The 17,058-nt window shown below is 52.1% G+C and carries 15 protein-coding genes; 10 read left to right on the forward strand and 5 right to left on the reverse strand.

Annotated elements, in window-relative coordinates:
- The first annotated feature begins 10 nt into the window (after window positions 1–10).
- A complete protein-coding gene (locus DUE52_RS33055; RefSeq protein WP_114405335.1) occupies window positions 11–166 on the forward strand; it encodes a HEPN domain-containing protein in 156 nt (51 codons plus the stop codon).
- Window positions 167–402: 236 nt separating this feature from the next.
- Complete coding sequence (locus DUE52_RS07330) at window positions 403–804, forward strand: hypothetical protein (protein WP_114405336.1); 402 nt, start codon at window positions 403–405, stop codon at window positions 802–804.
- A 9-nt stretch (window positions 805–813) separates the two neighbouring features.
- Here the strand turns inward: DUE52_RS07330 and DUE52_RS07335 are convergent, their stop codons facing one another.
- From DUE52_RS07335 to aat, 4 genes are all read right to left on the reverse strand, one after another.
- A complete protein-coding gene (locus DUE52_RS07335) occupies window positions 814–1,827 on the reverse strand; it encodes a sterol desaturase family protein (RefSeq protein WP_114405337.1) in 1,014 nt (337 codons plus the stop codon).
- 123 nt (window positions 1,828–1,950) lie between these two features.
- Entirely contained in the window at window positions 1,951–3,201 is a 1,251-nt protein-coding gene (locus tag DUE52_RS07340; protein ID WP_114405338.1) for a glutamate-5-semialdehyde dehydrogenase, read from the reverse strand.
- Between the two features lie 14 nt (window positions 3,202–3,215).
- Entirely contained in the window at window positions 3,216–4,244 is a 1,029-nt protein-coding gene (proB, locus tag DUE52_RS07345; RefSeq protein WP_114405339.1) for a glutamate 5-kinase, read from the reverse strand.
- Window positions 4,245–4,390: 146 nt separating this feature from the next.
- Entirely contained in the window at window positions 4,391–5,017 is a 627-nt protein-coding gene (aat, locus tag DUE52_RS07350; RefSeq protein ID WP_114405340.1) for a leucyl/phenylalanyl-tRNA--protein transferase, read from the reverse strand.
- Window positions 5,018–5,381: 364 nt separating this feature from the next.
- Here aat and DUE52_RS07355 point away from each other — a divergent pair, with 364 nt between their 5' ends.
- From DUE52_RS07355 to DUE52_RS07375, 5 genes are all read left to right on the forward strand, one after another.
- On the forward strand, window positions 5,382–6,089 hold the full coding sequence (locus tag DUE52_RS07355) for a GNAT family N-acetyltransferase (RefSeq protein ID WP_114405341.1): 708 nt from the start codon (window positions 5,382–5,384) through the stop codon (window positions 6,087–6,089).
- A gap of 154 nt (window positions 6,090–6,243) precedes the next feature.
- Window positions 6,244–7,449 carry an argininosuccinate synthase gene (locus DUE52_RS07360; RefSeq protein ID WP_114405342.1) on the forward strand — a complete coding sequence of 402 codons (1,206 nt, stop codon included), beginning with the start codon at window positions 6,244–6,246 and terminating at the stop codon, window positions 7,447–7,449.
- Window positions 7,450–7,554: 105 nt separating this feature from the next.
- Entirely contained in the window at window positions 7,555–8,805 is a 1,251-nt protein-coding gene (locus DUE52_RS07365; RefSeq protein WP_114405343.1) for a glycosyltransferase family 4 protein, read from the forward strand.
- Window positions 8,802–9,785 carry an N-acetyl-gamma-glutamyl-phosphate reductase gene (gene argC, locus DUE52_RS07370; RefSeq protein ID WP_114405344.1) on the forward strand — a complete coding sequence of 328 codons (984 nt, stop codon included), beginning with the start codon at window positions 8,802–8,804 and terminating at the stop codon, window positions 9,783–9,785. The genes DUE52_RS07365 and argC overlap by 4 nt, the downstream gene beginning before the upstream one ends.
- A gap of 240 nt (window positions 9,786–10,025) precedes the next feature.
- Window positions 10,026–11,732 carry an AMP-binding protein gene (locus DUE52_RS07375; protein ID WP_114405345.1) on the forward strand — a complete coding sequence of 569 codons (1,707 nt, stop codon included), beginning with the start codon at window positions 10,026–10,028 and terminating at the stop codon, window positions 11,730–11,732.
- Window positions 11,733–11,767: 35 nt separating this feature from the next.
- Here the strand turns inward: DUE52_RS07375 and DUE52_RS07380 are convergent, their stop codons facing one another.
- A complete protein-coding gene (locus tag DUE52_RS07380) occupies window positions 11,768–12,214 on the reverse strand; it encodes a LytR/AlgR family response regulator transcription factor (protein ID WP_114405346.1) in 447 nt (148 codons plus the stop codon).
- A gap of 231 nt (window positions 12,215–12,445) precedes the next feature.
- Between DUE52_RS07380 and cysM the strand changes: the two genes are divergently transcribed.
- The 3 genes from cysM (at window position 12,446) to DUE52_RS07395 (ending at window position 17,022) form a co-directional block, all read left to right on the forward strand.
- Window positions 12,446–13,321, forward strand: coding sequence for a cysteine synthase CysM (cysM, locus tag DUE52_RS07385; RefSeq protein WP_114405347.1), 876 nt, complete (start codon window positions 12,446–12,448; stop codon window positions 13,319–13,321).
- 121 nt (window positions 13,322–13,442) lie between these two features.
- Entirely contained in the window at window positions 13,443–14,519 is a 1,077-nt protein-coding gene (locus DUE52_RS07390; RefSeq protein ID WP_114405348.1) for a quinone-dependent dihydroorotate dehydrogenase, read from the forward strand.
- The gene (locus DUE52_RS07395; protein ID WP_114405349.1) at window positions 14,503–17,022 is read left to right on the forward strand and encodes an FtsK/SpoIIIE family DNA translocase; all 2,520 of its coding nucleotides are present in this window, start codon (window positions 14,503–14,505) and stop codon (window positions 17,020–17,022) included. Before DUE52_RS07390 ends, DUE52_RS07395 begins: the two co-directional genes overlap by 17 nt.
- Window positions 17,023–17,058: the final 36 nt, after the last annotated feature.

Consider the following 17,058-nt stretch of genomic DNA (forward strand, 5'->3'; position numbering starts at 1 on the left):
ATTCAATTCTATGCTGCTCAAAGCAGATTTGAAGCGTATCGCGCAGGCCCGGCTTCACGACGCGAAAGTGCTACTGGATGCGGGGAGATATGATGGCGCAACTTATTTGTGCGGTTATGCAATTGAGCTGGGTTTGAAACTTAGAATTTGTAAAACATTGAAATGAAACGAGTTCCCTGAGAAGAATAAGGAATTCGATGGATTACTGAGTTTCAAAACCCACAATCTAGATACGTTGCTACGTCTTTCTGGCATTGAAGAGAAAGTCAAGCGGTTGCATTTTGCCGAATGGTCAGCCATTAAAATTTGGACTCCTGAAGATCGTTACAAACCTGTAGGAACAATGTCCAAACAAAAAGCGTTCGATCTGATTAATGCTGCGAATATCCTTTTCAAAATGCTATGAAACAGATGATTAAAAAGATTGGAAGCTTGGTTGATACCATTGCTTTTGAGAAAGGAGAACTAAGTTTCTTTGCTCTCGCTCTACGGGAGGACTCTATCGTCTGGGACTTATTAATTGCCGCTGACTGGATCGATAAAGATCGAAAAAATAGTTTGGATTATTTGGTAAGAAAAGTACAAGGTGTGTTGACTACACATGAATTACTAGACTTATCGGGTATTATCTTGCTGGATAATGATTATTTCTCGGGGGTTTCTCAGTTCAAAAGTGAGTCAGGTTGGGAAGAAAATAATATTGATCTTTATGGAGTAGCGGTAAAAAAAGCTTATGTGTTTGTTGCATCTGATGTGGAAGTTTATTTAGAAACAGAGCAAACCAAAAAAAAGAACTTTAAATAGTAGACTTGGCTATCTTGGTAGGTGATCGTTATGAGTAATAGTGGTTTCTGGGGATGCCGTTTGGGTATTTGCTAGACCAGCCATAGCCTGCACACTCCGTAACTCGCCGATCTTCTTCAACTCCAGTCCTTCGTCGGTTTCGATTCCGATGCCCAATTCCTGCCGCATCTCGTCGGCGGTTTGGCTCCGGCCATCGTGGCTCCAGCCGGGAGGAGCCAGCAAATATTTGATTTTCTGGCCGAACGGCCCCGGTATACGAAGATCATCAATAAGCTTTTTCCACTCGTGAAAAACCAAATTCCCCAACGAGTGATCGGTGATGTTGGTCGTAAGACCGTAGCGAACGGGATCTTCCGGGGTTTCTTCGGCAAAGGTGCCAAACAGACGATCCCAAATGATGAGCATCATGCCCATGTTCCGATCCAGGTAGCGAACATTAGACGCATGGTGAACGCGGTGGTGCGACGGCGTAACCAGAAACCATTCCAGAAAACCGAGACGGCCAACGTACTGAGTATGAACAATAATGCCGTAAATCTGGGTTGCGGAATACATAAACACAATGTCCTCGGCCCGGAACCCCAGCAACGCAATCGGAACAAAATAGATAAACCGGTAAAGCGGTTGCAGCACGGAAGACCGGAAACCAACGGTCAGGTTAAATTCCTCCGAAGAGTGGTGCGTGACGTGAATGGCCCAGAACAGACGGCAGAAATGATCGACGCGGTGCAGCCAGTAGAAGGCAAAATCTTCCAGAATCAGAAGCGTCAGCCAATACAGCCAGGGCGTCGTTATTTCCGTAATGCGATACTGATACACCCAAACCAGAACGCCGATATAGAACCCCCGAACCAGCAAATCGAGGCCCATGTTGAGCAGGGTCAGGTAACAATTCTGAAGGACGCCTTTGATGGAATAATAAGGCCGATGCTGAAAATAGCTCATCACCACCTCTGCGCCAATGATGAGCACATACAGCGGTGTGGAGAGCATGAATAGCAACGACTCCCGAAATCCAATCATTTTTCAGCGTTACGACGAATACGTCGCAAGTTACGGCATTGAACTACATTTGTAATTGTACTCTGATTAGAAATTCATTAAAAATGAACCTCCTCATTTTGAACTAAAAAAGGCGGTTTTTTCCTACCAGCGCACCTGACCATCGCCAACCACCACCCACTTTTCCGTCACGAGTTTTTCGAGGGCAAACGGCCCCCGGGCGTGTAATTTTTGCGTCGAAATCCCGATTTCGGCTCCCAGACCAAACACCCCGCCGTCAGTGAAACGAGTCGACGCATTGGCATATACGGCAGCCGCGTCCACTTCATTCAGAAACCGGTCGATAGCCGCCGGATCGCGGGACACAATCGCTTCGGAATGGCGCGACGAATAGGTCTGAATGTGCGACAAAGCCTCTTCCAAACCGCCGACCACTTTAATGGCACATTTATAATCCAGAAACTCCCGGCCAAAATCGCTCAGTTGAGCCGGTTGAAGCTGGGGATAACCGGCTGACGCTAAAATACGATAAGCCTCCTCATCCGCAAAAACCTCCACGTTCCATTTCGTAAAATCCGCCACCAGCATCGGCAAAAATACGTCGGCAACAGCCTGATCAACCAGCACGCAATCCAGCGAGTTGCAAACCGACGGGCGCGACACCTTGGCATTCACGACCATATCACGCGCTTTTTCCAGATCAGCCGTTCGTTCAACGTAGGTATGACAAACGCCCGCGCCAGTTTCGATGGTGGGCACGAGCGAATTTTGCCGGACATACTGAATCAGCGAATCAGACCCACGCGGAATTATAATATCGACATACCGCGTAGCCGTCAGCAATTCGTTCACCACCGCCCGGTCAGGAGGCATCAGCGAAACGGCGGCTTCCGGCACACCAAATTCCGTCAGAACCTGGTGAATCAGCCCCACAATGGCCAGGTTGGAATGATGCGCTTCCTTCCCGCCTTTCAGTACGCAGGCATTTCCCGACCGCAGGCAGAGCGACGCCACATCCAGCGTCACGTTGGGCCGCGACTCATAAATAACGCCCACCACGCCCAGCGGAACCGCCAGCTTCCGGAGTTGAAGCCCCTGTTCAATGGTTTTTTCCAATAAAACCTTTCCGCTCGGATCGGGCAGCACCGCCACCACGCGCAGACTTTCCACCAGATCGCAGATGCGCTTTTCGTTCAGCAACAACCGGTCTTTCTTCGGATCGGCATCCGGCATGGCGTCCAGATCTTTCTGATTTTCAGTCAGAATGGTTTCTTTGTTTTCAAAAACCACATCCGCCAGCCGGTTGAGCAAGGCGGTTTTCTGCTCGTCGGACAGGCGCCGAACCGCGGCCGAAGCAAACTTCGTTTCCTGAAGCAGGGGAGTTACTGTATTCATACAATCTGGTATTTTCACAAAAGTACAATATCATTGGCATTTGCCACCTCCACATTTTGCTGGTTCAACTGCGCCAATAAGTCTGCCGACGACAGACGGGCGCGGGCTACAGCCACCGTGGTGCCTGCTTCGTCACAAATCTCAACGACTTCGCCAGCCGCAAATTCACCTTCTACCGTCCGAACACCGACAGCCAGCAAACTGTTCCGCCGGCCCAAAGCCGCCACCGCGCCGGCATCGACCCGCAGAATGCCCGCTGTCAGGCTGCCACTGCCGAGCCAGCGTTGCCGCGCCGAGGGCGTGCTCACCTGCGGTTTAAACGTCGTGCCGGTTTCGCCCCGCAACGCCCGCAAAATGCCGTCGGGTTGTTTCAGTCCAAAAATCGTGACCCGAATGCCCATGCGGGTCGCCAGTTTGGCAAAGGTCAGCTTGGACGCCATTCCGCCTAAGCCCAGAGCCGATTTCTCATCCCGAACAATTCCAAAAACGGATTCATCAACCCGATCAACCGCCGGAATGATGTGGTTGTCTTCGTCCAGCAAACCGCCGACCGAGGTACATAGCATGAGTGTCGAAGCCCCAAAACCGACGGCCATGAGCGTGGCGAGTTCGTCGTTGTCCGAAAACTTCAGTTCCCGGTCGCTCACGACGTCGTTTTCATTCGCAATGGGAATAATGCCGTTTTTCCACAATTCCTGCACGGTTTCCTTGAGCTGGAGAAACTGCTGCCGGTCGGCAAAGTGATGGCGTTCGCAGAGGGTTTGGGCAATGGGAATATTATAGTCGGAAAAATAGCGGTTATACACATTGAGCAACAGCAGATTACCCACGGCGGCCGCAGCTTTGCGCTGGGCCATTTCGCCCCGGTAGCCTTCGATCAGGCCTTTTCCGGCACCCACCGCGCCCGATGATACCAGAACAATGTGGTACGACTGACGCAATTCGGCCACCTGCCGGGCAATATCGGCAATTACGGCTTCATTGAGTGAACCGTCCGGCTGGGTGATCGATGCCGTACCGAATTTAATGACTAAAACTGACACGCTTGAACTGGATTAAAAGACTAAACTAAAGTGACGTTATGGGCGATGAAGCGAAAGAAGGTGCGAAAATACGAAAGATTCCGCCAGACCGCGCGAATCGGCCGAAAACCAGCGTCAGAAAACCGTAGGGTTGGAAGAGGGTCGAATTAATCCGGCTGATTTTTGAAAAGATGCGCCAGCACCGGCTCCGTAAAAGTGGCTTTTTTTTGCAGCGTTTGCTTCAGCCGTTTCATGTATTCCGGTCGCGGAATTTCAATGGCACCAAACCGCCGGACATTATCGTTGATAAATTGAGTGTCCAGCAGCTCAAATTGTTGTTTTCTCAAGATTTCAATCAGGTAATGGAAGGCTACTTTTGAGGCATTGGGCACCTGATAAAACATCGATTCACCAAAAAAAGCGGCTCCCAGCGCAACGCCGTAGAGCCCGCCGACCAGACAGTTATCAATATACGTTTCCACGCTGTGGGCCATTCCCATCTGGTGTAAATCCATATAGGCTTCGATAATTTCTTCGGAAATCCAGGTGCCGTCATTCTCCGAGCGGGGCAACGCACACTTTCGCATAACTTGCTCAAAATCAGCATTAATACGAACCTCGAACACCTTTTTATTCAGGACAGGCCGCAGCGATTTAGCAGGTTGGTACGTGTCCAGGGGAATGATGGCACGGGGGTCGGGGGAATACCAATACAGCGTATTGTCCGTGTCGGCCATCGGAAAGATACCATTGATGTAGCCATAAATCAGGTCATCAGAAGACAGACGATACATGGAGATTCGCGAAGGTTCTCCAACAAATATATAAAAATAATGGTTTGTAAAAAATGGCACGATTACTGAACGTTTCTTCAAAATTATCGTTATTTTATTGCACAAGCGGAACAATTCCTTTATCATTGTCCCGCTTTTTGGCAAACACAAAAATGGCAACACGCGTCTATCTACCGACATTCTACCACACAACGCCATTTCGGTTCAGGTCCGAAAGGACCCGACCTAATTGCTTGCCTATGCGGTGAGCATCCGCTCCTGCGGTTCAGCCCTTTCTTATTTTCATTTATCAACAAACTTTTTTGATCACACGATCCAACCGGTTATTCGCCGGACGAGGGTGCCTTCATTCGATCAAACGACGATGATTTCAGAAGTAAACAACGATACGTATGTAGTTCAGGTGGCCGATGAAAACCACCTTCAACTAGCCGAAGCGATCTGCCAGGAAATGGAGGAGAGCGCCAAGGCACGGGGAACGGGCATTGCCAAGCGCTCGCCTTTGTACCTGATGGAGAAAATGCTGGAAGGCAAGGCGATTGTGGCAACCACGAAAACCGGCGAATGGGTGGGTTTTTGTTACATCGAAACCTGGCAGCACGGCAAGTTCGTCGCCAACTCGGGCCTCATCGTTCATTCTTCTTTTCGGAAGAGCGGCATTGCCACGCGCATCAAAAACGAAGCCTTCAAGCTTTCGCGCAAGAAATATCCCGACGCCAAAATCATCGGCTTAACGACAAGCCTGGCGGTGATGAAGATCAACTCGGATCTGGGCTACGAACCCGTGACGTTCAGCGAATTACCGGCGGATGATGCGTTCTGGAAAGGCTGCTCAAGCTGCGTTAACTACGATATTCTGACCCGAACCAACCGGAAACACTGCCTCTGTACGGGCATGTTGTATGATCCCGAGCAGCACAAAAAGACGGAAGAGAAAACCGAGAAATGGAATTTTCTGAAGGAATCGAAGCTGTATGAACGCTGGATGCGCATCAAACAACGCATTCTGATGCGTTTTCAGGATCGCCCCCGGGCGAGGAAACCCGAACGTGAGTTGGAAACCGTCGGGTAATAAAGTCATTGTAAAGGTATTCAAGTGATTTTAAGTCCCTTTCGGCGGTTGGCTGGAAGGGATTTTTTAGTTTTGTGTCTTAAATACAATCTGAGCTGTCCCCAATCCGGTCAGATCAATCCTTTTCGTTCCATACGTCCCACAGTTCACCGTGATGTCTCAACAGAAAAAAGTAGTTCTTGCGTTTAGCGGAGGTCTCGACACCTCGTTTTGTGTTAAATACTTATCCGAAGATCTGGGGTACGAAATCTACTCCGTGCTGGTCGATACCGGTGGTTTTTCGGAAGCCGATTTGAAAACCATCGAAGACCGGGCCTATTCGCTGGGCGTGAAGCACCATACCGCCATCGCCAAAACCGACGATTACTACCAGCAATGTTTAAAATATCTGGTGTATGGTAACGTACTGAAAAATAACACCTACCCCCTGAGTGTCAGTGCCGAGCGGATTTTTCAGGCCATTGCTGTCGCTGAATACGCCAAATCCATTGGTGCCAATGCCATTGCGCACGGCAGCACGGGCGCAGGCAACGACCAGGTACGGTTCGATATGGCGTTTCGGATCATTGCCCCCGACGCCGAAATCATCACGCCCATCCGCGATCTGCGGCTGTCGCGCGAAGCCGAAATCGACTATTTGAAAGCCAAGGGCGTGGAGCAGGAATGGCACAAAGCCGCCTATTCCATCAACAAAGGCTTGTGGGGTACGTCAGTGGGCGGTCGCGAAACGCTGACGTCCAACGGTTTTCTGCCCGAATCGGCCTGGCCAACGCAGGTGACCAAAACCGAACCGGAGCAAATCACGCTGCATTTTGAAGCGGGTGAACTGAAAGGCATTGGTGACGAACCGGTCGGTGATCCCGTTCAAGCCATTCAGCAACTGACGGCGCTGGCCGGGCCGTTTGGCATTGGCCGCGATATTCACGTCGGCGATACCATCATCGGCATCAAAGGCCGGGTCGGTTTTGAGGCTCCGGCTCCGCTGATTATTCTGAAAGCACACCACGCTATCGAAAAGCACGTTTTGACCAAATGGCAGCAATACTGGAAAGATCAACTGGCGAACTGGTATGGCACGATGCTGCACGAAGGCCAGTTTCTGGACCCCGTCATGCGGAACATCGAGACCTTCCTGACCGATACCCAAACCCACGTAACGGGCAAAGTTCACGTTCTGCTGGCTCCGTATCGCTTCCAGGTGCTGGGCATCGAATCGCCGTTCGACCTGATGTCGTCGGCATTTGGTAGCTACGGCGAAATGAACAACGCCTGGACCGGCGAGGATGTCCGCGGCTTCTCGAAAGTGATGTCGAATCAGTTGATGATTTATGGAAAAGTGAAAGAGAACGCAACTAAATGATGAATGATGAACGATGAACGATGAATTAAAAGGCTTTGCACACGATCGTAATGCTTTACCTTCATCGTTCATCGTTCATCATTCATCGTTCATCATTCAAAGCGATTGAACGTAATCATCGACGCCAGCCTTCCGGGTATTGGCTTTTACCACCGTCAGGCCAAAACGGGCGTGAGTCGCGTCGCCGAGCAATTGGTGAAGGGACTGCTTGCCTCGGAGCAGGTGCAGCTTTCGCTGGCTGCGCCGACCAACCAGGCCGAAACGTTGCGGTATGCGCGGGAAACCTTCGGAACACAGGCTCCGCCCTTGGTCAACCGCCCGGCCGAACAGCGGTGGGCGAAGCTGGAAAACGCCTTGCTCGGTCCGTTTGCACCCCAAAGCCTGCCGTCGAAGTTGATTCGGCAGGTTTTTTACCAATCCCGAAAAGCGTTGAAGGGCGAACAGGCCCGGTTTTCGGCGGAACTGCTGCCGAACGGTGCCATTTATCACTCGCCGTTTTTTGCCATTCCGGACGACATTGGGCGAATGCCGCACGTTCGCAAGGTGCTGACGGTGCATGATTTGATTCCTATTCATCACCCCGAATGGTTTCCGGCGGGTGAGCGGGCGGTCAAAGAAGCAATCCAAACCCTGCCCAAAGACGCGCACGTCATCACGGTTTCGGAAGCGACCAAAGTGGATTTTTGCCAGTTTACCGGTTTCGATCCGGCCCGCGTAACCGCCATTCACCTGGCGGCTTCACTGGCCTTGTTTTATCCGGTAACGGATGCTGCACGAATCAAAGCCACGCAGCAACGTTTCGGGTTGGGCGACGAGCCGTATCTGCTCAGTCTGGCGACGCTCGAACCACGCAAAAACCTCGATCACCTCATCCGCTGTTTCGTCCAACTGGCCGAAAGCGGGGAGCTACCGACGGAAGTAAAGCTGGTATTGGTCGGTACGAAAGGCTGGAAAATGGATCAGGTTTTGAGCGAAATCGCGAAGAACGAAAGCATTCGGTCGCGGCTGATTTTCACCGGTTTTGTGCCCGACGAAGACCTGGCCGCTATGTATTCCGGTGCGCTGGCCTTCGTGTATCCATCCCTGTTCGAAGGCTTTGGGCTGCCGCCTTTAGAAGCCATGCAATGCGGTTTACCGGTGATTACCTCCAACGTTTCGTCCTTGCCCGAAGTGGTGGGCGATGCGGCCATTCAGGTGTCGCCCACCGACGCCGACGCGCTCGCCCAGGCCATGCTGACGGTGGTTCAGTCGGCGGATTTACGCAACGAATTAGCAACCAAAGCGCTCCGGCGGGCACAATTGTTCTCGTGGGAACGTTTCACCAGTGAGCACATCAGGCTCTATCAAAAATTATGACTAAACTACGTATCGGGATTATCGGCGGAGCGGGCTACACGGGTGGCGAGTTGCTGCGTATTCTCATCAACCACCCCAACGCAGAAATTGCCTTTGTCCACAGCAAAAGCCAGGCAGGAAAACCGGTTTACAACACCCACACGGATTTACTCGGCGACACGGATCTGACCTTTTCCGGAGACGACACCCGCGACCTGGTCAACCAGGCTGGTCTTTCGGTGATTTTTCTCTGCTCCGGCCACGGGGAATCCGCGAAGTTTCTGGCGGAAAATCCGATTCCGGAAACGCTCAGCGTGATTGATTTGAGCACCGATTTCCGCGATCAGTCGAACGGCTTTGTATACGGTTTGCCCGAACTGCAACGCGAACGCATCCAATCCGCGACCAAAATCGCCAACCCCGGCTGTTTTGCCACCAGCATCCAACTCGCTTTGCTCCCACTGGCGCAGGCCGGGCTGCTCACGGAAGCCGTTCAGGTGAGTGCCATTACCGGTTCCACCGGCGCGGGACAGTCGTTAAGCCCAACGACACATTTCACCTGGCGGAACAACAACGTTTCGATTTACAAAGCCTTTACGCACCAGCATCTGACAGAAATTCGCCAGAGTCTGAATGCCTTGCAACCCGGTTTCGATCAACCGATCCACTTTGTTCCGTACCGGGGCGACTTCACCCGCGGCATCATGGCCAACGTCTATACGCCCTTTGCCGGGAGCCTCGACGAAGCCCGTCAGCTTTTTGACACCTACTACCACGGCCATCCGTTTACGCACGTCAGCAACATGCCGGTGGATGTGAAGCAGGTTGTCAACACCAATAAATGCCTGATCCATCTGGAAAAACACGACGGTCAGTTGCTCATCAGCAGCGTGATCGATAACCTGACCAAAGGCGCATCGGGCCACGCCGTTCAAAATATGAATCTCCTGTTCGGGTTGCCGGAAGATACGGGACTGCGACTGAAAGCCGTTGCGTTTTAACATTCTCAGGGGGCCGCATCACAAAATCCGGCCCTTTTTTGTGAGTTATCGGCTCTACACCGCCAGTTATCGACTCCCGCTGGCCGACGGTTTCGAAGTCAGTATCTTTGTGTTCATACGTAGCCGACGCAACAAAGAACCCTGACCGTCGTTGATCTTCATTTAAACGCGGACGAAAGTCCGTGGGTACGTAGGTGGTTTGAAGTTTTGTCTTATTTTTACAAAAAACATTCTAATCCCATGGAAAAACCGTTCACGGCGAAACCGTACCCCTGGCTCAAGCATTATCCGGAGGGTATTCCTGCCGACATAAATCCCGATGCCTACTCATCCCTGGTCGATCTGATCGATGAAGGCTGCCAGCGGTTTGCCAGTTTACCGGCTTACGCGAACATGGATAAGCAACTGACGTTCCGGGAAATTTATACGCTTTCCGGACACTTTGCTTCTTACCTGCAAAACAACCTGAAACTGCAAAAAGGCGACCGCGTTGCCATTCAAATGCCGAACCTGCTACAGTATCCGGTGGCTATTTTTGGCATTCTGCGGGCTGGTCTGGTGGTTGTCAACACAAACCCGCTGTATACGCCCCGGGAAATGCAGCACCAGTTCAAGGATTCGGGTGCGAAAGCCATCGTTATCCTGGCCAATTTTGCCGCGAATCTGGAGAAAATCATCGACCAAACGGACATCAAACACGTCATCATTACCAATGTGGGTGATTTGCTCGGCTTTCCGAAGAAGCTCATTGTCAATGCCGTCGTGAAATATGTCAAGAAACTGATTCCACCGTATCACCTGCCCCAGGCGGTTTCGCTGGCCGATGCGCTGAGCCACGGGAGCCGTCAGCCGTTGCAGAAAGTTCAGATTGCCAACACCGACATGGCCTTCGTTCAGTATACGGGTGGCACCACGGGTGTTTCGAAAGGAGCCATATTGACGCACCGCAACATCATTGCCAACACGGAAGCCGGTTGTTACTGGATGCAGATCGACCGCATGAAAACGGACCAGTGCGTCATCATTACGCCCCTGCCCCTCTACCACATTTATGCCCTGACCGTGAACGCCATGCTGGCGCTCAAAAGCGGTTGTCTGAATGTGCTCATCACCAATCCGCGCGACATGAATGCATTCATCGATGAGATGAAGAAATACAAATTCAACATGTTTGTCGGATTGAATACGCTCTACAACGGTCTGGTCAATCACCCCCGGATCAATGAAGTCGATTTCAGCCACCTCAAGATTTCGTCGGCGGGCGGTATGGCGCTGCAAACGGCCGTGGCCGAACGCTGGAAGAAACTAAGCGGGAATGTGATTTCGGAAGGGTATGGTTTGTCAGAAACCTCGCCGATTCTATCATCGAACCCCTGCGATGGCACGGCCCGGCTGGGAACGATCGGTCTGCCGCTGCCGAGTACGGAGCTGAAAATCATGCAGGAAGACGGCACCGAAGCGCCGATGGGCATGCCGGGTGAAGTATGGGCGAAAGGGCCGCAGGTTTTTCCGGGTTACTACAACCGCCCCGACGAAACCGCCAAAGTGATGGAGGGAGACTGGTTCAAAACCGGCGACATCGGGGTGATGGACGAAGACGGTTTTTTCCGGATTGTCGACCGCAAGAAAGACATGATTCTGGTTTCGGGCTTCAACGTATACCCCAACGAAATCGAGGATGTGATTGCCCAGTGTCCGGGCGTTCTGGAAGTGGCTTGCATCGGTGTGCCTGACGACAAATCGACGGAAGCCGTCAAAATCTTTGTGGTCAAAAAAGACCCCAACCTCACGGCCGAAGACATTCTCAAGTACAGCAAAGACCAACTGACCAATTATAAACGACCGCGCCACATCGAGTTCCGGACCGAGTTACCGAAAAGTAATGTCGGCAAGATTCTTCGACGGCCACTGCGCGACGAAGAACTCGCTAAACTCCCCAAGAAGTAAAAGACAAGCGGTTGAAAAACCGCTTTTTTTATGCTTCAGGCCCTGGCATACTGCGTCGTGAGCGGAAGAAACTCCTGCTGAAAGGCGACCACCAGCCGCATGAAATGCGTAGTTTTCCGACGCGAAACTTCAATTTCACAGCCATTTGTCAGACAGATGGTTGTACTTTTCCCCGGGCGGATTTCCTGCAGGTACAGCAGGTTGATGATGCTTTTCTTGTGGGGCCTCACAAAGATTTCCGTCGGCAAACGACCTTCCAGTTTTTTCAACGTCAGCGATACGATCATCTCGGAACCGTCGCTAAAATGCACTACCGTGTAGTTGCCCTGTCCTTCAAGCCAGGTGATTCGGTACGCCGGGATTTTCCGGCGCTGGCCCCAAAAAGGCAGGACAATGTCTGATAGGTTCAGATGACGGGTGACGGCTTGCAACTGGTACTCGGAGTAACTATTTCTGGGGGTGGAATGGATTTGTAATTTCATATACGTAGCCGTTGTATATTGATCTTTTACAAAAATGGCTCATATTATTTGATAAACGCAATGTTTTTTCAACATTTCACCCACAAACAGCAAAAATATTTTCAACTTATTTGCCCTGATGCCCTTTTACTGCACTACAACGCCTTTTTTAGTAACCTTTGGGCAGTTTGCAACTTTGAAAACCGCCTTCGTGTTTGTTTCAGATAGGATTTCATTCTTCGTAAACTCTTCATGGCTACTTTATTAGATTTTGTTGGGAACACCCCATTGGTTGAATTAAAGCATATTAACTCAAAGTCAGGCGTTAAGCTGTTCGGAAAGATGGAAGGACACAATCCGGGCGGCAGCGTGAAGGATCGTCCGGCCTACAGCATGATCAAAGGAGCTATCGATCGTGGTGATCTTAAACCGGGTATGAAATTGATCGAAGCCACGAGTGGAAACACCGGCATTGCACTGGCTATGATTGCCCGGCTCTACAACGTTGAAATCGAGCTGGTTTTGCCCCAGAACTCGACCCGCGAACGGATTCTGACCATGCAGGCATTCGGCGCAAAAGTGACGTTGCTGGAAACCATGGAGAGCGCCCGCGATTATGCCGAGGAACAGGCCACAAAAGGCCATTATTTTCTGCTTAATCAATTTGCCAATCCTGACAACTACTTAGCCCATTACCGCACCACAGGCCCCGAAATCTGGAAAGATACTCAGAGTAAAATTACTCATTTTGTTTCAGCCATGGGAACCACCGGCACCATCATGGGAACGTCCCGGTATCTGAAGGAACAGAATCCGGCGGTTCAGGTGGTGGGCTGCCAGCCTTCCGAAGGGTCACAGATTCCGGGAATTCGGAAATGGCCCCAGGAATACCTGCCCAAGATTTTTGAACCCAGCCGCGTCGATCGCGTCATTGAAATGTCGCAGGACGACGCCACCCGGATGACCCGCCGGCTGGCCCGCGAAGAAGGGATTTTTGCCGGGATGAGCAGCGGAGGTTCCGTTTATGCCGCCCTCAAGCTCATCGAGGAACTGGAACAAGGCGTCGTGGTCTGCATCATCTGCGACCGGGGCGACCGCTATTTGTCGTCCGATCTGTTTGGGAGTTAACCGAACAGCACAACGGACCATCAGCGGCCGGGGAATGACTGCCGGGAAATTAATTTTTCCGGCAGTTAATTATCCATCTGGCGGCTTGCACCACATCCCGACAGTTCTGTACATTTGTGTTATGTACAAGCGCGTCGTCCTGCCTCTCCTCTTTCGTTTTGATGCTGAACAAATTCACCATTTTGTTACTTCTTTCCTGAAAATTTCGCTGGCCATCCCCGGTTTTCGCTGGCTGGCCCGTCAGTTGTTTACCGTCGACGATCCACGCCTGAGACGGGAAGTTTTCGGCATTCAGTTTGCCAATCCCGTCGGCCTGGCCGCTGGGTTCGACAAAAATGCAGAATGGGTAGACGAACTCGCCTGCCTGGGTTTTGGCTTTATTGAAATCGGCACCGTAACACCCCGCCCCCAGGCCGGCAACGACCGCCCCCGGCTTTTTCGTCTGAAAGCCGACAAAGGGCTGATCAACCGCATGGGTTTCAACAACGAAGGTGCCAAAGCGGCTGCCAGCCGGCTGCGCAAACGGCGTTCGGGCCAGCAACTGATCATTGGCGGAAACATCGGCAAGAACAAAATGACGCCGAACGAAAACGCGCTGGACGATTACCTGGCCTGCTTTCACGACCTGTTCGATACCGTCGATTATTTCGTCGTCAACGTCAGTTCGCCCAACACGCCGGGGTTGCGGGCCTTGCAGGAAAAAGAACCGCTCATGGCCCTGTTGCAACGCTTGCAGGATGAAAACCGCCGGAAACCAGTTGCGAAACCCATTCTGCTCAAAATTGCCCCCGATCTGACCGACAGTCAGTTGGATGATATTATCGAAATTGTTACCACCACCCGCATTGCCGGTATTATTGCAACCAACACGACGATTAGCCGCGACGGTTTACAAACCGATGCCCAGACTGTTGAAAAAATAGGCATGGGTGGCGTCAGCGGAGCGCCGTTAAAACAACGTTCGACGGAGGTGATTCGTTATCTTTGTCAACAATCGGGTCATGCGTTCCCGGTTATTGGGGTAGGTGGTATTGCAACGGCGGAAGACGCGCTCGAAAAACTGCGGGCTGGGGCCAGTTTGGTGCAGGTGTACACGGGGTTCATTTATGAAGGCCCTACGTTGGCGAAAGAGATTTGCAAAGTATTGGCAGAAGAGGTAGATTATAGCAGTTTACAAAAAAATGAGTCAACCCATTAACCGACAAAACTCCGTTCGGAATGAGCGGCCGAAACCGCGGCCATCGTCGGTTTCGATGAAATGGCCGGCCTGGCAAGCCGACCGCCGGTCGCAATTAGCCTTTGGCGGGTTGCTGATGCTGCTGGCCATTGGGCTCACCGTAGCCTTCTGCTCGTACTTGCTCACCGGTCAGGCCGACCAGAGCGTGCTGAGCAAAGTGTCCGATGCGCCCCTGCGGGAATCGGGCACCGAAATGCGGAATTTCCTGGGTATTCTGGGGGCTTACATCGCCCACGTATTCATTTTCCGCTGGTTCGGAATTGCCGCCCTCGGCATTCCCATCATCCTGTTTTTAGCCGGGTGTAAACTGGCTTTCAATTTCGAACTGTTGCCGTTGAGCCGCACGACCAAAGCCGTGCTGTTTTACATGACCTGGATCAGTGCGCTGGCCGGTTACATCGTTCTGTCCACCGACTCCGTCGGGCAGGGCAGCGTCTGGTGCGGTGGCATTGGCTACGAAGTGAACGTCTGGCTCTATAACCTCATTGGCTGGGGTGGTCTTGCCATCATCGGGTTTGCCTTGTTCGTCTTTCTCGTTTTTTTCTACGGAATCACCAAATTACCGTCAATCTCGTTACCCCAAAGACCGGTTTCGACCGCCAAATCTGCTTATGATGGCGAAGAGGACGATCCGGAAGAGGAGGATGAAGACGATGTAAAAGACTTTATCGACGTCAAACCGGCAACCAACGGCGTTCCAAAACCGGTCCCCACACCGACGCCGGCCCCGGTTGCTGAAGTCCCGGCGGAACCCGAATCCCTGAATGGGCATACGACCGAACTGAAGCCCGGAAAGGTGAATGGATCGGGGCCACCCGCTAAAAAACCGCTGACGTTCACCATTGCCGATACCACGCCGGTCGAACCGGCATCTGAATCGCCCCAACCCGTTGCAGAAGTGTTTGCCGGACCAACGGACGAGTTGGACGAGGATGCGTTGAAATTGCACGGTCTGTATGACCCGACGCTCGATCTGCCCCGGTATCAGTTTCCGACCATCGACTTACTGACCGAATATCCGGAAAATAAAAAGGCCCAGGTTTCGGCGGAAGAACTGGAAGCCAACAAAGACCGGATTGTGGAAACGCTCCAGAATTACGGCATCACGATCGACAGCATCAAGGCGACCATCGGGCCAACCGTCACGCTGTACGAGATCATTCCGGCGGCTGGGGTCCGGATCTCAAAAATCAAGAGTCTGGAAGATGACATTGCCCTGAGTTTGGCCGCCCTCGGTATTCGGATCATTGCGCCGATGCCCGGCCAGGGAACCATCGGTATCGAGGTGCCGAACAAAAACCGGGAAATGGTGGCGATGCGCTCGGTGATGTCGACCGAGAAGTTTACCAAAAGTAATTTTGAGTTGCCGGTGGTGATGGGCAAAACCATTTCCAACGAAATTTACGTGGCCGATCTGGCCAAAATGCCCCACCTGCTCATGGCGGGTGCCACAGGACAGGGGAAATCTGTCGGGTTGAATGTGTTGCTGACGTCGCTGATTTACAAGAAACACCCCTCGCAGCTCAAGCTCATTCTGGTCGATCCGAAAAAGGTGGAGTTGACGCTGTTCAACAAGCTCGAACGGCATTTTCTGGCCCAGTTGCCCGACAGCGACGAGCCGATTATTACCGACACGAAAAAGGTGGTCAACACGCTCAACTCGCTTTGTATCGAGATGGACAACCGGTATAACCTGCTCAAAGACGCACAGTGCCGGAACCTGAAAGAATACAACGCCAAGTTCATCCAGCGCCGGTTGAACCCGGAAAAGGGCCATAAGTTCCTGCCATACATTGTGCTCGTCATCGATGAGTTAGCCGACCTGATGATGACGGCGGGCAAGGAAGTCGAACAACCCATTGCCCGCCTGGCGCAGTTGGCGAGGGCCATCGGGATTCACCTGGTGGTGGCCACCCAACGGCCGTCCGTAAACGTCATTACGGGTTTGATCAAAGCCAACTTCCCGGCGCGCCTGTCGTTCAAGGTGACGTCTAAAATCGACTCCCGGACCATTCTCGATACGGGTGGCGCCGAGCAATTGGTCGGGATGGGAGACATGCTGTTCTCGTCCAATTCCGACATTGTCCGGCTGCAATGTCCGTTTGTCGATACCAACGAAATTGAAGATATCTGCGAATTTGTCGGCAGCCAGCGCGGGTATGATTCGGCGTATAACCTGCCCGAATTTGCCGGTGATGAATCGGGAAGCAGTGAAGAGAAAGAAATTGATCTCGAAAACCGCGATCCGATGTTCGACGAAGCGGCTCGTCTGGTGGTCAATCACCAGCAGGGCAGTACGTCGCTCATTCAGCGTCGGTTGAAGTTAGGCTACAACCGGGCCGGGCGGCTCATCGACCAGTTGGAAGCCGCCGGTATTGTGGGGGCCTTTGAAGGCAGCAAAGCCCGCGAGGTGCTGATTCAGGACATCCATACGCTGGAGGAAGTTCTGAAAAATATGAATTGATAAAAGGGAGAAAAGGATGAAGGGAAGAGCGGTAAA

Origin of the sequence: Larkinella punicea (assembly GCF_003334855.1) — a bacterium.
In the GTDB taxonomy this organism is placed as follows: Bacteria; Bacteroidota; Bacteroidia; order Cytophagales; family Spirosomataceae; genus Larkinella; species Larkinella punicea.